Here is a 14247-nt window from a genome sequence, read left to right on the forward strand (position 1 = left end):
GTCAGCGTGCACTTCTCATCCGGACTTTGACCGTCGGTCCAGGAATTCCACCTGGTCAACCGACCACTGGATGTGGCCGGGTCGCGGACTGTGACCGCCGGTGCGGAGTTTCACCGCCCCCAGAGCACGCAAGCTCTTCGTGTGCGCAACTGTGCCACAGCGCCATCCATTCCCTCGCCGGTGTCCGGCTGTGGCGTGCGCAACAGTTCCGAGGGTGCGATCGGCGGTGCTTGTCGGCTCACACGTCGTCGAGGAAGCGGTCGAACACCCGGGCGCCGAACTCCAGCGACTCCACCGGCACCCGCTCGTCGACGCCGTGGAAGAGCGCGGTGAAGTCGAGGTCGGCCGGCAGCCGCAGGGGCGCGAACCCGTAGGAGCGCATGTCGAGCCTGCGGAAGTGCTTGGCGTCGGTGCCACCGCTCATGAGGTACGGCGCGACGAGAGCGTCGGGGTCCTCGGCCTGGAGGCTGCGGGTCATCGCCGCCACGAGGTCGCCGTCGTACGGCGTCTCCCACGGGTCCTGCTTGGACTCGAAGTCGAACTCGATGCCATCGCCGGCCAGCTCGTGGAGCGTCCGGAAGAACTCGTCCTCGTAGCCGGGCAGGAAGCGGCCGTCGACCGTCGCCGTCGCCTCGGTCGGGATGACGTTGGTCTTGTAGCCGGCCTGCAGCATCGTCGGGTTGGCGGTGTTGCGGATGACCGCGCCCAGCATGCGCGCGGCGTCGCCGAACTCCTCGACGAGCGCCTCGGCGTTGTCGGGCGTGGCCTCGGTGCCGGCCAGCTCGCCGACCGTGGCCAGCAGCACCTCCATCGTGGGCGTGAGCCGGACGGGCCAGGGGTGGGCACCGATCCGCGCGACTGCTCCGGCGAGCCGGGTGACGGCGTTGTCGTCGTTGATCATCGAGCCGTGCCCGGCGCGACCGCGGGCGGTCAGGCGCATCCACGCCATGCCCTTCTCGGCCGCCTCGATGAGGTAGACGCGGCGTCCGCGGATCGTCGCGGAGAAGCCGCCGACCTCGCCGACGGCCTCGGTGCAGTCGGCGAGGAGGTCGGGGTGCTCGTCGACCAGCACCTTGGCGCCGTGGCCGCCGCCGGCCTCCTCGTCGGCGGTGAAGCAGAGCACGACCTCGCGGTCGGGTGCGGCGCCGGCGGTCGCGCGGGCGCGCACGACGCTGAGGAGCATCGCGTCGAAGTCCTTCATGTCGACCGCACCGCGACCCCAGACGTGGCCGTCCTTGATCTCCCCGCTGAACGGGTCGACCTGCCAGTCGGACGCCTCGGCGGGTACGACGTCGAGGTGGCCGTGGAGCAGCAGCGGGGCGCGGCCGTCGCCGCCGCCCCACCGCGCGACGACGTTGGCCCGACCGGGCCGGCCCTCGATGACCTGGCTCTCGATCCCGACCTCGTCGAGCAGCCCGGCGACGTACTCGGCCGCCTTGCGCTCCCCCGGCCCGTCGTCGGTGCCGTAGTTGGAGGTGTCGATCCGGATGAGCTCCTGGCAGAGCTGGACGACCTCCCCGGCGGGGTCGTAGGAGCGGTCCTGCGACGGGTCCTGCGGCGCCTGTTCCATGTCGTCCATCCTGCCCCACGAGCGCGCACCAGCCCCGATTCGTCGGTCCGGAGGTGCTTTGCTACATTTCTCCAGCACTCGTCCGGGTGGCGGAATTGGCAGACGCGCTAGCTTGAGGTGCTAGTGCCCGTATTAGGGCGTGGGGGTTCAAGTCCCCCCTCGGACACAGGGAACGAACCCCAGGCCACAGGCCTGGGGTTCTTCGCTTTCCAGGTGCGTGCAACGTCGCGCCCGCCGCGCGCGTCACTACAGGTGAACGGCCGGACCGCGGCCGCACCACCTCGGGAGTCACCCATGCGCCGCAGCACCACCGTCCTGCTCTCCCTTCTCGCCCCGGCCCTCCTGGTCCCGGCGACCGTCCTCCCGGCGACGGCGTCGGCCCCCACCAGCGCGTCCGTGCGCACCGTGACCTACCCCGGGTCGGGCGCCGAGGTCACCCTCGACCACCTCGACCGCATCTCCGGCACCACGCCTGCCTTCCAGGACTTCGTCGAGCGACGGCTGACGAGGCTCTGGCAGGCCAACGACCCGCGCGAGAAGTGCCGGACCGCGGCGACGATGGTCGTGAAGACGTGGCGCTCGGACGGCTACGCGTTCATCAGCGACATGGGCAGCTTCGCGCCCTGCCCGGACGGCGGCTACGTGCAGATCGCCGTGCGCACCGACGGTCGCTGGCGGACCCCGACCCGGCTCGGGACCCAAGAGGTCTACGGGTGCCGGGTGCTCGAGCGCTTCGACGTGCCGGCCCCGATCGTGCCCTCCCGGAAGTGCTACGACGGCGACGCCGTCGTGTCCTACCCGCGCTGACCGGGGCCGAACACCCGCAGCTGCAGCATCAGCGAGAACCGCTGACCGGGGTCGGCGAGGTCGACCTCGGCGACCTCGGACGCCCGGCGGACCCGGTAGCGGAACGTGTTGGGGTGCACGAACATCGCCTCCGCGGCGGCGCTCACGTCACCGAAGGCGTCCAGCCAGGCCCGCAGGGTCTCGACGAGGTGGGTGGCGTGCTCGACGTCGTACGCCACGAGGCGCGCGAGGGCACCCCGGACCTCGTCACCGCGCTGGGCCGCCTGGTCACGGAGGTCGAGCACCATGGCCTCCGCCTGCAGCTCCTCGAGCCGCGCCACCCGCTGCGGGCCGCTGCCCTCGGCCAGCACCCTCAGCACCCGGTCGACGCTCACCCGGCTGCGGGCGATGCCCTGCAGGTCGGCGGCGATGGGCCCGACGGCAGCGAGCGGGTGGATGCGGTCGTCGACCCGGCTGACGAAGTCGTGGAGCAGGCGCACGGCCCGGGCCTCGGCCTCCTCCAATGGCTCGGTCGCGGCGAGCAGCGCATAGGTGGTGTCCCCGATGGTCGCGACGGCGGAGACCGGCTGCACGGCGGCGAGGTGCATCGCGAAGGCGTCGGTGAGTCGTTGGCGCTCCTGCGCCACGGACGCGTCCTCGCCGGCGGCGTCGCCGACCACCAGCACCGGCCGCAGGCCCAGGACGGTAAGGGGGCGCGCTGCGAGGCCGAGGCGCACGAGCGCGTCGTGGGCGTTGGCGCCACCGGCGAGCGCCGTGCTGAGCAGGTCGGCACGGATGCGTCGCGCGGCGTCGGACCCTGCCCGGTGACGGAGCATGTGCAGCGCGACGAGCTTGGCCGAGTCCTGCAGCGCCTCGAGGCGACCCGGGTCCAGCGGCTCGGCGACCGCCGCCCAGATCGAGCCCAGCACCTCGTCCCCGGCTCGTACGCCGATCGCCACCCGCGGCATCGTGAAGTGACCCTCGTCCGAGGGCAGCGGCTCGATGAAGACGGGTTCGTCGCTGCGGTTCAGGTCGCGGAAGACCCCGCGGTCCTGCAGGATCCGGGCGTAGCGCTCGGGCACCTGGCGACCCAGGATCGTCTCCACGCGCGACGGGTCGGCCTCGTCCTGGCGTCCGGAGAACGCGAGCACCCGTGAGCTGCGGTCCTCGATGGTGATCGGGGCCCCCATCAGCGCCGCGATGGCGTTGGCGACCGCGAACAGGTCCCCCGACGGCAGACCGCCCAGCGAGTCGGACGCCTGCTGGCCGCCCGACAGGTCGCCGGGCGTGAGCATCGAGCGGAGCATCTCGGTGAGCTGGGCCCAGGAGGCACCGCGCGACAAGCCCAGCACGCAGGTGCCGGTGTGCTCGACCCGCTCGAGGACCGGGCCGGCCAGCGGCACCGGTGCGCGGAGGACCACTCCGGCGACGTCGTGCCCGGCGACGCGGTCGAGGAGGTCGAGCACCTCCTCGTCCGACGTGACCCCGACCCCCAGCACGAGGGCGCGCGGCAGCAGGGTCGGCGGGTCGGCCCGGTCCCAGATGACCAGTCCGCGCACCTCGCCGGACTCCTCGGCCCGGCCGATCGCGAGCTCGAGGAAGGTCACCCCGAGGTCGTCGAGCACGCGGCGCAGGCTGAGCCGCGGTCGCGGCTGGTCGGGGTCCACCGGGTCACCGTAGGCAGGTGGTCGCGGGTTGGCCAGCGCTCACCCGGGGAACCACTCGCTCCACGTCGTCACGGCCTCCAGCCGGTCGGGGTCCGGGGTCACCCCGAGCCCGGGGCCCGTGGGCACTGCGAGGTGGCCCTGGTCGAGCACGAACGGCTCGGTGATGTCGGTGGCGAAGTAGCGGCCCGACGCGGAGGTGTCCCCCGGCAACGTGAAGCCGGGCAGCGCTGCGAGCGCGACGTTGGCCGCCCGCCCCAGCCCGGTCTCGAGCATCCCGCCGCACCACACCGGCACACCGGCGGCCGCGCACACGTCGTGGATCCGCCGCGCCTCGAGGTAGCCACCGACCCGTCCGGGCTTGACGTTGACGATGCGGCAGGCCCCGAGCCGGATCGCCGCCGCCGCGTCGCGGGCGGAGGTGATCGACTCGTCCAGGCACACGGGGGTGCGGATCAGCCGGGCGAGGTCGACGTGGCCGAGCAGGTCCTCCTCGTCCAGGGGCTGCTCGATGAGCAGGAGGTCGAACGGGTCGAGCCGGGCCAGGTGCGGCGCGTCGCCCAAGGTGTACGCCGTGTTGGCGTCCACCTGGAGCAGCACGTCGTCACCGAACCGCTCGCGCACGGCGCGCACGGGCTCGACGTCCCAGCCGGGCTCGATCTTGAGCTTGATCCGCAGGTAGCCCTCGGCGAGGTAGCCGTCCACGGCGTCGAGGAGCTCGGGCACCGAGTCCATGATCCCCACCGAGACGCCGCACGGGACCCGGTCGTGCACCGCGCCGAGCTCGCGGCCGAACGAGCGTCCCTCGCCGCGCAGCTCCGCGTCGAGGACGCCCGTCTCCAGCGCTGCCTTGGCCATCCGGTGCCCCTTGACCGGCTCCAGCCGGGGTGCGACCTCGTGCGCGGCGAGCGGCTCGCCCGTGAGCAGCCGGGGCAGCAGGTAGCGACGCATCACGTCCACCGCTCCGTCGACGTACTCGCTGGAGTAGAGCGGCGCGGACATGGCCACGCACTCCCCCCATCCCTCCGCGTCCTCCGCCACCACGCGCACGAGCAGCACGTCGCGGGCGGTCTCGGTCCCGAACGACGTGCGGAACGGCGCCACCAGTGGCATCGCGATGCGGCGGAGCTCGACTCCGGTGACCTTCATGGGTTCCTCCTGACGACGTAGCACCCGGACCGGTCGAACCCCTCGACCCGGTGTCCGGCCTGCACCAGCTCTCCCAGCACCTCGCGCACCTCCTCGCGCCACAGCCGCGCCGCGGCCGGGTCGCTGCCGCGCAGCCCCTCGATGTCGGGTGGCACCCGCACGAGCGCGACCGGTGCCTCCGCCCGAGTCCGCGCCGGCGCGCGCACGGGGCGCCCGCCGGAGTCCACGTCGAGCACCACGACGGCCCCGAGCGCGGCCTCGCGGGCGGCGTCGGCGGGGCTCACCTGTCCCACGCACGCCGCTGCCGCGGCTGGATCGCGCAGCCGCCACCGGACGAGCAGCCGGTCGGTGTCGTCGGTCCCGTTGAGGTCGTCGACCATCGGGCCGTAGAAGTTGGTGAGGTACTCCGTGGGGTGGGCGCCCAGCTTGACCAGGTTGAACCACGCGTTGCGCGACACCAGCGGGTCGAAGGTCCACGCGATCTCCTCCACGCCGCGCCCCAGCGCCCAGGCCCGCTGGTGCAGCTTGAGCGCGAAGCCGATGTTGCGGCCGGTGGAGCCGGGCGCGACCCCGGCGATGTGGCTGTGCAGGGCGTCCTCGGACGGAGCGTGGAAGAAGCCGACGCAGGCACCGACGAGCCGGCCCTGGTCGATCGCGCCGCCGACGTAGTTGCCCGCCTTGGTGAGCGCGCGCAGCATCTCCAGCGAGACCGGCGGGTTGGCCGAGCGGCCCCACACGTCGGCGAAGAGCTCGACCACGGCTGCGAGGTCGGCGAGGTCGGTGAGGCTGCGCACCGTCACCCCGGCCTGACGGGCAGCCGCGTCGCACACCTGGCTGGCGCGCTCGAGGTCGTCGACGCCGATGGGCGTGTGAGGCGCGACGGCGCGCACGACGGGCACGACGCCCCCGCTCTCCCCCTGCGCCGTCACCGGACGCCACCTGCCGCGCGCGTCCTGCCCGGCACCGGGTCGGCGAGGAGGTCGCGGACCAGGCCGCGCAGCAGGGTCGTACGGCTGACGAGGTGGTCCACCAGGACGTGCTCGTGCTCGGCGTGGGCACCACCGCCCACGGCGCCGAGGCCGTCCAGCGTCGGGGTGCCGACACCGGCGGTGAAGTTGCCGTCGGAGGCTCCCCCGACCGCCGCCGACCCGGGTGCCGGTTGCCCGAGCGACGCCGCGACGGATCGGACGCGCTCCAGCAGGCCGGCCGAGGACGTGGCCTCGAGCGGCGGGCGGTTCGGACCACCGGTCACCTCGAGCGCCGCACCGGGCAGCACGGGGGTCAGGGACCGCACTGCGACGTCGACCCGCGCCTGCTCGGCCCGGGTCCGGACGCGTACGTCGACCGAGAGCGTCGCGCTCGCCGGGACGGTGTTGGTCGTGGTGCCCGACCGCGCGGCCGTGGGCGTGACCGTCGTGCCGAGGTCGGCGTCGCCGAGCCCGGCCAGCGCCAGGGCGACGTGGGCCAGCTCCAGGGTCGCGTTGACCCCGCGCTCGGGCTCGAGACCGGCGTGCGCCGCGAGCCCGGTGACGTGGACGTCGTAGAGCGAGACGCCCTTGCGCTCGGTCTTGAGGGCGCCACCGTCGGCCGAGGCCTCCAGCACGAGCACCGCGTCAGCGGCACGCGCCTCGTCCTCGATCAGGGTCCGCGACGTGGGCGAGCCGACCTCCTCGTCGCCCGTGACCAGCACGGTCACGCCGTCCAGGTTCGCAGCGGCGTGCAGGGCCATCGCGAGGCCGGACAGCATGTCGAAGCAGCCGGGTCCCCTCAGCACGCCGTCCTCGACGCCGAAGGGACGCCGCGCGAGGGTGCCGATCGGCCACACCGTGTCGTGGTGGGCCAGCAGCAGCACGCGCGACGGCTCGTCACCGAGCCGCCAGCGCAGGTGGGTCCGCCCCTCAAGCACGATCCGCTCCGGCTCGGTCCCGAGCCGCGCCGTGCCGACGGCGGCGACCACCTCGGCAGAGCGGGCGACCGCCTCGAGGTCGTGCGACGGCGACTCGCACTCCACCAGCGCCCGGACGTCGGCCAGCAGGTCGTCGAGCAGGTCGCTCACGGCGAGACCCGCGGGGTCGCGCGCACCCCGAAGTGGAGATAGGGCTCACCGGTCTCGAGCTCGTAGAACGTCACCGGCATCCACGTCTCGCCGCCGCCGGGTCGGATGGCGAACAGGCCGGGCCCGGCCGCCACCATCGCGTGCTCCTCGACCGGGTCGGGCTCGAGCTCGGCGAGCGGGCCCAGCAAGGTGGTGCGCAGCAGCGGGCCGTCGGGTCCCGCCTCCACCTCCATGCGCACCGAGGTGCGCTCGTAGGTGCCGACGAAGGGCGCGATGTCGACGTCCACCGGCTCGGCGGGCGGCGCGAACGGTTCGGGCAGGGCCACTCCGGCGACCTCGGCGAAGACCTCCTCGTAGAGGCGCTGGTAGAGGTCGTGGGCGTGCCCGCCGTTGGTGAGCAGGACCACCGCCAGGCCCTGCTCGGGCAGGATCCGCAGGTACGCGTTCTGTCCCAGCGTCGTGCCGTCGTGCCCGATCAGCCGCCGCTCGTCCCAGCCGAACCGGATCCAACCGAGGCCCCAGGAGTCCCCGAGGACGAGGGTGTCGGGCAGGTCGGCCTGATGCGAGGCCATCGCGGCCGCGCTCTCCTCGCTCAGCACCCGGGTGCCGTCGGCGGCGAGACCACCGGCGAGGTGCATCCGCGCGAACGCCAGCACGTCGGCGGCGTCGGCGCAGATGAGACCGGCGGGACCGATCGACCTCGGCAGCTGCCAGGCGGCCGCCGGGGTCGGCACGGCGTCGTGGTCGTCGTGCCCGACCGCGGCAGCGTGCATCAGGACGTCCTCGGCCAGCGTCGCGGTGTGCTCGAGGCCGAGCGGCTCGTAGATCCGCTCGCGCAGCGCCTGGTCCCAGGTCAGGCCGGTCAGCTCCTCCACGATCCGGCCCAGCACGCTGAAGCCGGAGTTGCAGTAGGACCACGTCGCGCCGACCGGGTGGTTCTGCCCGGCGTCGCCCAGGATCCCGACGTACTTCTCGAGGCAGTCGTCGCCGCGTCCGGTGTCGGTGAAGACGTCGCCGTCGATGCCGCTCGTGTGGGTGAGCAGGTGTCGCGTCGTCACGGTGGCCGTCGCCTCCGGATCGGCGAGCTCGAGCCCGGGCAGCACCTTCACGACCGGGACGTCGAGGTCGAGCAGCCCCTCGTCGACCAGCTGCATGACCAGGGTCGCGGTCCAGACCTTGCTGATCGAGCCGATCTGGAAGAGCGCCTCGGACGACACGGGCGCCTGGGTGCGGACGTTGAGCACGCCGTGCGTCGCGGTGACGAGCTCGTCCGCTTCCGGCGAGTCGCCAGTCCGCAGGATGCCGAGCTGCGCGCCGGGCGTGCCGTACCGCTCGGCCATGGTGCGCAGCCGGTGCTCCCAGTGCCGTGCGTCGAGGGCCGGCCGACCGCTGCCGGTGGTGTGGGTGGTGACCCAGTCGAGGATCCGGCGGTTGAGGTCGAGGCGGTGCGAGGGGCGGCCGAGCAGGAGGAACACGTGGCTGGCGTCGGGGTAGACGACCAGCTCGGTCTCCACGCCCCGCTCGACCAGCGAGGTGTGCCACTGCTGGGCCTGGCTCAGCGGGCAGGTGCGGTCCTCCGCGCCGTGCAGCACCAGCGTCGGGGTGCGGACGTCAGCGACCCGCGTCAGCGGCGACATCGCGGCGTAGAGCTCCGGCTCCGCCCACGGCGTCCCGCCCAGCTCGTACGCGCTGAGGCACAGGTCGTCGCTGGTGCCGTACATGCTGACCAGGTCGCTCACCGTGCCGCCGGCGACGGCGGCAGCGAACCGGTCGTCGTGACCGGTCAGCCAGCAGGCCATGAACCCGCCGTAGCTGTAGCCCGCCACCGCGAGCCGGTCGGGATCGGCCAGCCCCTCGGCCACGAGCTGGTCGAGCGGCTCGAGGAAGTCGCCGGCGTCGGCGGTGCCCCAGCCGCCGCGCACGGCGGCGAAGAACTCCTCGCCGTAGCCGTCGCTGCCGCGCGGGTTGACCAGCAGGACCGCCCACCCGCGCTCGACCAGCTCCTGGTGGTAGAGGTGGATCTCGTCGGCGGCCGCGTTCCAGGCGTTGTGCGGACCGCCGTGGACGTCGAGCAGCACGGGGCGGGCACCCTGCCGGTCGGGGTCGTGCACCAGCCAGGCCTCGACCTCGGTGCCGTCGGAGATCGTGAAGGTGCGTGGCTCGCGCGGGTGGTGGACCACGTCCGCGAGCGGGGCACCGTGGTCGGTGAGCACGGACTCGGTGCCGTCCGCGAGGTCGACGACGGCGACCTCGCCGTAGGAGTCGGGGGTGGCGAGGACGTACGCCGCACGTCCCGGGGCCACCGAGAGGCCGGCGACCACGCGACCCTCGCCGGCCACCAGCGCGCGAGCGTCGTCGCCGTCGGCGGCGACGGACCACAGGTGGGTGCAGCCGCGCTCGCGCAGGCAGAACCAGGTGCGTCCGCCGTCCTCGACCGGGGTCCCACCGGGGTAGGCGGGGGCGCCGCCCATCACGTTGCGGTCGACGGACGCCGACAGGTCAACGACGTCGTCCCCGGACAGTGGGACGCGGAGCAGGTGCTGGTGGCCGACCGGGTCGCCGGGGTGGGCCACGACCAGGAGCGAGGCACCGTCGGCCGACCAGGTGACGACCGAGGTGATGCCGTCGGCGAGCCCGACGAGCCGGGACCGGGCGCCCACCTCGTCGGCGGGCAGCACGTGGACCGGGACCCGGAACCGGTCGCCGGTGCCGCGGGTGAAGGCGATGCTGTCGCCGTCCGGTGACCACGCAGGGCTGCCGACTCCGTGCTCGCCGTCGGTGAGCACGCGCAGGTCCGTCCCGTCGGCGGCGACGACGTGCAGCTGCTCGCGGACGGCGCCGTGCATGCCGGTGCCGTCGGACTGGTAGTCGGTGCCGCGGGTGACCATCGGCGCCGTCGGCGACGCGCCCGCGCCGGCCGGGTCGACGGGGGCGGTGAACGCCAGCCGCTCGCCGTCGGGGCTCCAGTGCGGTGCCCCGGCTCCGGCCGGCAGGTCGGTGAGCACCTCCACCTCGCCACCACGTGTCGCCAGCACGGCCACCTGCCCCTCGCGGAGGAACGCCACGGTGGTGCCGTCGGGCGACCAGGCCGGCGACGTGTCAGCCGGGCCGCGGGTGAGGCGGTGCGGCGGCACCTCGCCGGAGGTGTCGGCCAGCCAGAGCTCGTCGACGGCACGGTCTGCACCGCCGTCGAGGGTGCGCAGGACGTAGACCACCTGCCCGCCGTCGGGTGACAGCGCCGGCTGCGAGGGCACGGCCAGGTCGAGCAGGTCGTCGATGCGGAGGCGCCGCGGGCGGCGGGCGGCGTCGGTGGGCTCAGTGGTCATCGAGGGTTCCTTCCGGGGACGGCGTCAAGCAGCGCGCAGGTGTAGGCGTGCTCGGGGTGCTCGAGCACCTGGGTCGTGGTGCCCTCCTCGACGATCCGGCCCGAGCGCATCACGGCGACGCGTGAGGCGACGTAGCGGACCACGGCGAGGTTGTGGGAGATGAACAGGATCGACAGGCCGAGCTCCTGCTGGAGCTCGCGCACGAGGTTGAGGACGGCGCCCTGGATGGAGACGTCCAGCGCCGAGGTGATCTCGTCGGCGATCACCACGTCGGGGCGTCCGGCGAGTGCCCGCGCGAGGGCGACGCGCTGGCGCTGGCCGCCGGAGAGCCGGCCGGGCAGGTCGCCCGGGTCGGTCGAGCCGAGGTGGACCAGGTCGAGCAGGCGGCGCACCTCCTCGCGGCGACCCTGGCGGGTGCGGGTGTCGCCCTCCTTCGGCATCGCCTCGGCCACGCTGTCGCCGATGCTCATCCGGGGGTCCAGCGAGGAGTAGGGGTCCTGGAAGACCATCTGCACCGGCCGCCGGCCCCGACGCGGCATCGCCGCGCCCCCGAGGGTGATGCTGCCCGACGTGGGCTCGACGAGGCCCACGGCGGCGCGGGCCAGGGTGGACTTGCCCGACCCGGACTCGCCGACGAGACCGACGACGGTGCCGGGCGGGACGGTCAGGCTGACCGCGTCCACCGCGGTGTGTCGGCCGTAGCGCACGGTGACGTCGTCGAAGCGCAGCTCGGTCATCGCTCGTCCTCCCTCGCACGACCCAGCAGGTCCTGGCCGACGAGGACCGGACCGCCTCCGGGGTGCCAGCAGGCGACCCGTCCGCCGGCAGCGGTCTCCTCCAGCACGGGCTCGTCGGTCCGGCAGCGCGCGTCCGCGAGCGGGCAGCGGTCGGCGTACGCACATCCGGGCGGCACGTCGGCGGGGCCGACCGGGCGGCCCGGGATCGTGGCGAGCGGCTGGGTGATGTCGGTCGCCATGTCGGGGACGGAGCTCACCAGGGCGCGGGTGTAGGGGTGCTGCGCCCGGCTGGTGAGGTCTGCTGCGGGCAGGTCCTCCACGATGCGTCCGGCATACATCACCAGGACGCGGTCGCACACCTCGCCGACCACCGTGACGTCGTGGCTGATGAGCACGAGGGCGACGTCGTCGGCCTCGCGGATGCTCGCGAGCAGGGCGAGCACCTGCTGCTGCACGGTGACGTCCAGCGCGGTCGTCGGCTCGTCGGCCACCACCAGCGCCGGCGAGCCCATCAGGCCCATGCCGATCATGGCGCGCTGGCGCATGCCGCCGGAGAACTCGTGGGGATACTGCCGGACCCGGTCGGCCGCGTCGTCGACCCGGACGGCGTCGAGCCGGTCGACGGCACGTGCCATCGCGTCGGCGCGGGACATCCCCTGGTGCTCGGTGGCCACCTCGGCGAGCTGACGACCGATGCGGCGCGTGGGGTTGAACGACGACATCGGGTCCTGGAAGACCATCGCGAGCGACGTGCCGAGCAGGTGCCGCTGGGCGGGAGCGGCGGAGCCGAGGAGGTCCTCGCCCAGCAGCCGGAGCCGGTCGGCCTCGACGGTCGCGTCATCACCGAGGAGGCGGGTGACGGCGAGCGCGGTCAGCGACTTGCCCGACCCCGACTCCCCGACCACGCCGACGGCCTCCCCGCGGTGCACCGAGAAGCTCACCCCGCGGACCGGGCGCACCGTCCCGGCGCGGCCCGCGAAGCCGACGCGCAGCCCGCGCACCTCGAGGACGACGTCGCGCACCGGTCGTCCTTCGCTGTGGTCGTGGTCGACCTGCGCCTCGGGAGCCGGGCGCGTGCTCGCCGTGCGCACCCGCGGCCCGGCGAGGTCGGTGACCCCGAAGCCCTTGGCCACCGACTCGCCGAAGAGGTTGAACGCCAGCCCAGCGACCAGGACCGCGGCTCCGGGCGCGAGCGCGGCTGCCGGGTTGACGTAGAGCGCGCTCAGCCCGTCGTAGAGCAGCCGGCCCCAGTCGTACGCCGGTGACTGCACGCCGAGACCGAGGAAGGACAGCCCGGCGAAGGCGAGGAGGCTGTTGCCGGCCCCGATGGTCGCGTTGACCACCAGCGGCTCGGCGAGGTTGGGGAGCACGTGCCGCACCAGGATGCGCAGCCGACCGACGCCGGCGACCCGGGCCGCAGCGACGTACTCCCGCCCGGCGAGGCCGGCGACCAGCGTCTGCACGAGGCGGGCGAAGCCCGGCGCACCGGAGAGGCCGATGGCGAGCACCGCACCCGTGGCGCCGACGCCGAAGATGACGGCGAAGAAGAGCGCCAGCAGCAGGCCCGGGAAGGCCACCGCGACGTTGACCACGGCGGACACCAGGCGCCCGGCACGACCGCCGAGGAGGAACGGCGCCGAGCCCAGCACCAACCCCACGACGATCGCGATGGTGATCGCGCCCATCGCCAGCAGCATCGAGAGCCGGGCGGCGACGAGCACCCGGGCCAGGATGTCGCGGCCCAGGTTGTCGGTGCCGGCCCAGTGCTCGCCCGACGGCACGGACAGGATGTCGCTGGTGTCGACGGCGTCGGCCGCGTCGCCCCAGACGACCGGACCCACCACGGCCAGAGCGAGGACCACGACCACCAGCACGGCTGCGGTGCCACCCAGCGGCGTGGTGAGCACGTCGCGCCAGGCGCGCACCCGGGAGACCGGCTCGGACATGCTCAGTCCTCCCTGATCATCGATCGCGGGTCGAGCACGGCGAGGACCGCGTCGACGACGGTGTTGACCACCAGGACGCCGACGCCGTAGACGAGGACGATGGCCTGCACGAGCGGATAGTCCTTGGCGAGGATCGAGGAGACGATCGTGCTCCCGAGCCCGGGCCAGGCGAAGACGTTCTCCACCAGCACGGTCCCGGCCACCATCGACCCCAGCAGCAGCCCGCCGAGGGTCAGGGCGGACGTCATCGCGTTGGGCAGGGCGTGGCCGAGGTAGACCTTCCACGGTGCCAGGCGCTTGGCGCGCGCCGTGCGGATGTAGTCGGCGTCGAGCACCTCGACGAGCTCCACCCGCACGATGCGGGCGAGGATCGCGGCGGGTCCCACCGCCAGCGAGACGACGGGCAGGACGTAGGCGGACGGGGTGGCGTTGCCGGCGACGGGGAGCCAGCCCAGGTGCACCCCGAAGACGTAGACCAGGCCCACGCCGAGCAGGAAGTCGGGCACGGTGGCCACCACGATGCTGGAGGTGGTGAAGCCGAGCTCGGCGCGACGTCCGTGGCCGCGTCGGGTGAGCACCCCGGCCAGCGTGCCGACGGGGACCGCGAGGGCGACCGTCAGGAGGAACCCCAGCAGGGCCAGGAGGAGCGTCGCCGGGAGCCGCTGCCCCACCACGTCGGCCACCGGCAGCTGCGACCCGAGGGTGGTGCCGAGGTCGCCGGTGGCGAGCGAGCGGAGGTAGTGGCCGTACTGCACGAGCAGCGGGTCGTCGAGACCGAGGCTGGCGCGGCGGGCGGCCACCAGCTCGGCCGGCGCGGTGGGTCCGAGCGCGGCGCGCACCGGGTCGCCGGGGATGAGGTGGATCATCGCGAAGGACGCGGTCACCAGCACCCAGAGCGAGACCAGCAGCCGTACCAGCCGGCGTCCGGCGAACCGGGCCCACGGCCGCTCCCACGCCCGCGGCCTCGGCCCGGTCCGGGGTCCCGCGCCGAGCGGGATCGTCGTCGCGGACAC

10 protein-coding genes, 1 tRNA gene and 1 riboswitch are annotated in these 14247 nt (G+C 73.9%); of the genes, 2 read left to right on the top strand and 9 right to left on the bottom strand.

The window, feature by feature from the left end; genetic code table 11:
* Positions 1–2: 2 nt before the first annotated feature.
* Positions 3–132, bottom strand: a riboswitch (FMN riboswitch).
* 106 nt (positions 133–238) lie between these two features.
* Positions 239–1570, bottom strand: a complete 1332-nt coding sequence (locus EUA93_RS19930; protein ID WP_129402097.1) for a M20/M25/M40 family metallo-hydrolase — start codon at positions 1568–1570, stop codon at positions 239–241.
* An 80-nt stretch (positions 1571–1650) separates the two neighbouring features.
* Here EUA93_RS19930 and EUA93_RS19935 point away from each other — a divergent pair.
* Positions 1651–1736: transfer RNA gene (locus tag EUA93_RS19935), tRNA-Leu, on the top strand.
* Between the two features lie 128 nt (positions 1737–1864).
* Positions 1865–2377 carry a hypothetical protein gene (locus EUA93_RS19940; protein WP_129402098.1) on the top strand — a complete coding sequence of 171 codons (513 nt, stop codon included), beginning with the start codon at positions 1865–1867 and terminating at the stop codon, positions 2375–2377.
* Here the strand turns inward: EUA93_RS19940 and EUA93_RS19945 are convergent.
* Genes EUA93_RS19945 through EUA93_RS19980 form a run of 8 tightly spaced genes read right to left on the bottom strand, consistent with a single transcriptional unit; the run spans position 2365 to position 14247 of the window.
* Positions 2365–4023 carry a PucR family transcriptional regulator gene (locus EUA93_RS19945; protein WP_129402099.1) on the bottom strand — a complete coding sequence of 553 codons (1659 nt, stop codon included), beginning with the start codon at positions 4021–4023 and terminating at the stop codon, positions 2365–2367. The genes EUA93_RS19940 and EUA93_RS19945 overlap by 13 nt on opposite strands.
* Positions 4024–4062: 39 nt before the next feature.
* Positions 4063–5169 carry an o-succinylbenzoate synthase gene (gene menC, locus EUA93_RS19950; RefSeq protein ID WP_129402100.1) on the bottom strand — a complete coding sequence of 369 codons (1107 nt, stop codon included), beginning with the start codon at positions 5167–5169 and terminating at the stop codon, positions 4063–4065.
* Positions 5166–6098: a GNAT family N-acetyltransferase gene (locus EUA93_RS19955; protein ID WP_242497539.1), complete on the bottom strand. Its 933-nt coding sequence runs from the start codon at positions 6096–6098 to the stop codon at positions 5166–5168. The genes menC and EUA93_RS19955 overlap by 4 nt, the downstream gene beginning before the upstream one ends.
* Complete coding sequence (locus EUA93_RS19960) at positions 6095–7225, bottom strand: M20 family metallopeptidase (protein WP_207208874.1); 1131 nt, start codon at positions 7223–7225, stop codon at positions 6095–6097. Before EUA93_RS19960 ends, EUA93_RS19955 begins: the two co-directional genes overlap by 4 nt.
* Complete coding sequence (locus tag EUA93_RS19965; protein WP_129402101.1) at positions 7222–10551, bottom strand: serine hydrolase; 3330 nt, start codon at positions 10549–10551, stop codon at positions 7222–7224. The genes EUA93_RS19960 and EUA93_RS19965 overlap by 4 nt, the downstream gene beginning before the upstream one ends.
* Entirely contained in the window at positions 10548–11288 is a 741-nt protein-coding gene (locus tag EUA93_RS19970; RefSeq protein WP_129402102.1) for an ABC transporter ATP-binding protein, read from the bottom strand. The genes EUA93_RS19965 and EUA93_RS19970 overlap by 4 nt, the downstream gene beginning before the upstream one ends.
* Positions 11285–13234, bottom strand: coding sequence for a dipeptide/oligopeptide/nickel ABC transporter permease/ATP-binding protein (locus tag EUA93_RS19975; RefSeq protein WP_129402103.1), 1950 nt, complete (start codon positions 13232–13234; stop codon positions 11285–11287). The genes EUA93_RS19970 and EUA93_RS19975 overlap by 4 nt, the downstream gene beginning before the upstream one ends.
* Before the next feature lie 2 nt (positions 13235–13236).
* The gene (locus EUA93_RS19980; protein ID WP_242497540.1) at positions 13237–14247 is read right to left on the bottom strand and encodes an ABC transporter permease; all 1011 of its coding nucleotides are present in this window, start codon (positions 14245–14247) and stop codon (positions 13237–13239) included.

Source organism: Nocardioides oleivorans (assembly GCF_004137255.1).
Lineage (GTDB): Bacteria > Actinomycetota > Actinomycetes > Propionibacteriales > Nocardioidaceae > Nocardioides > Nocardioides oleivorans.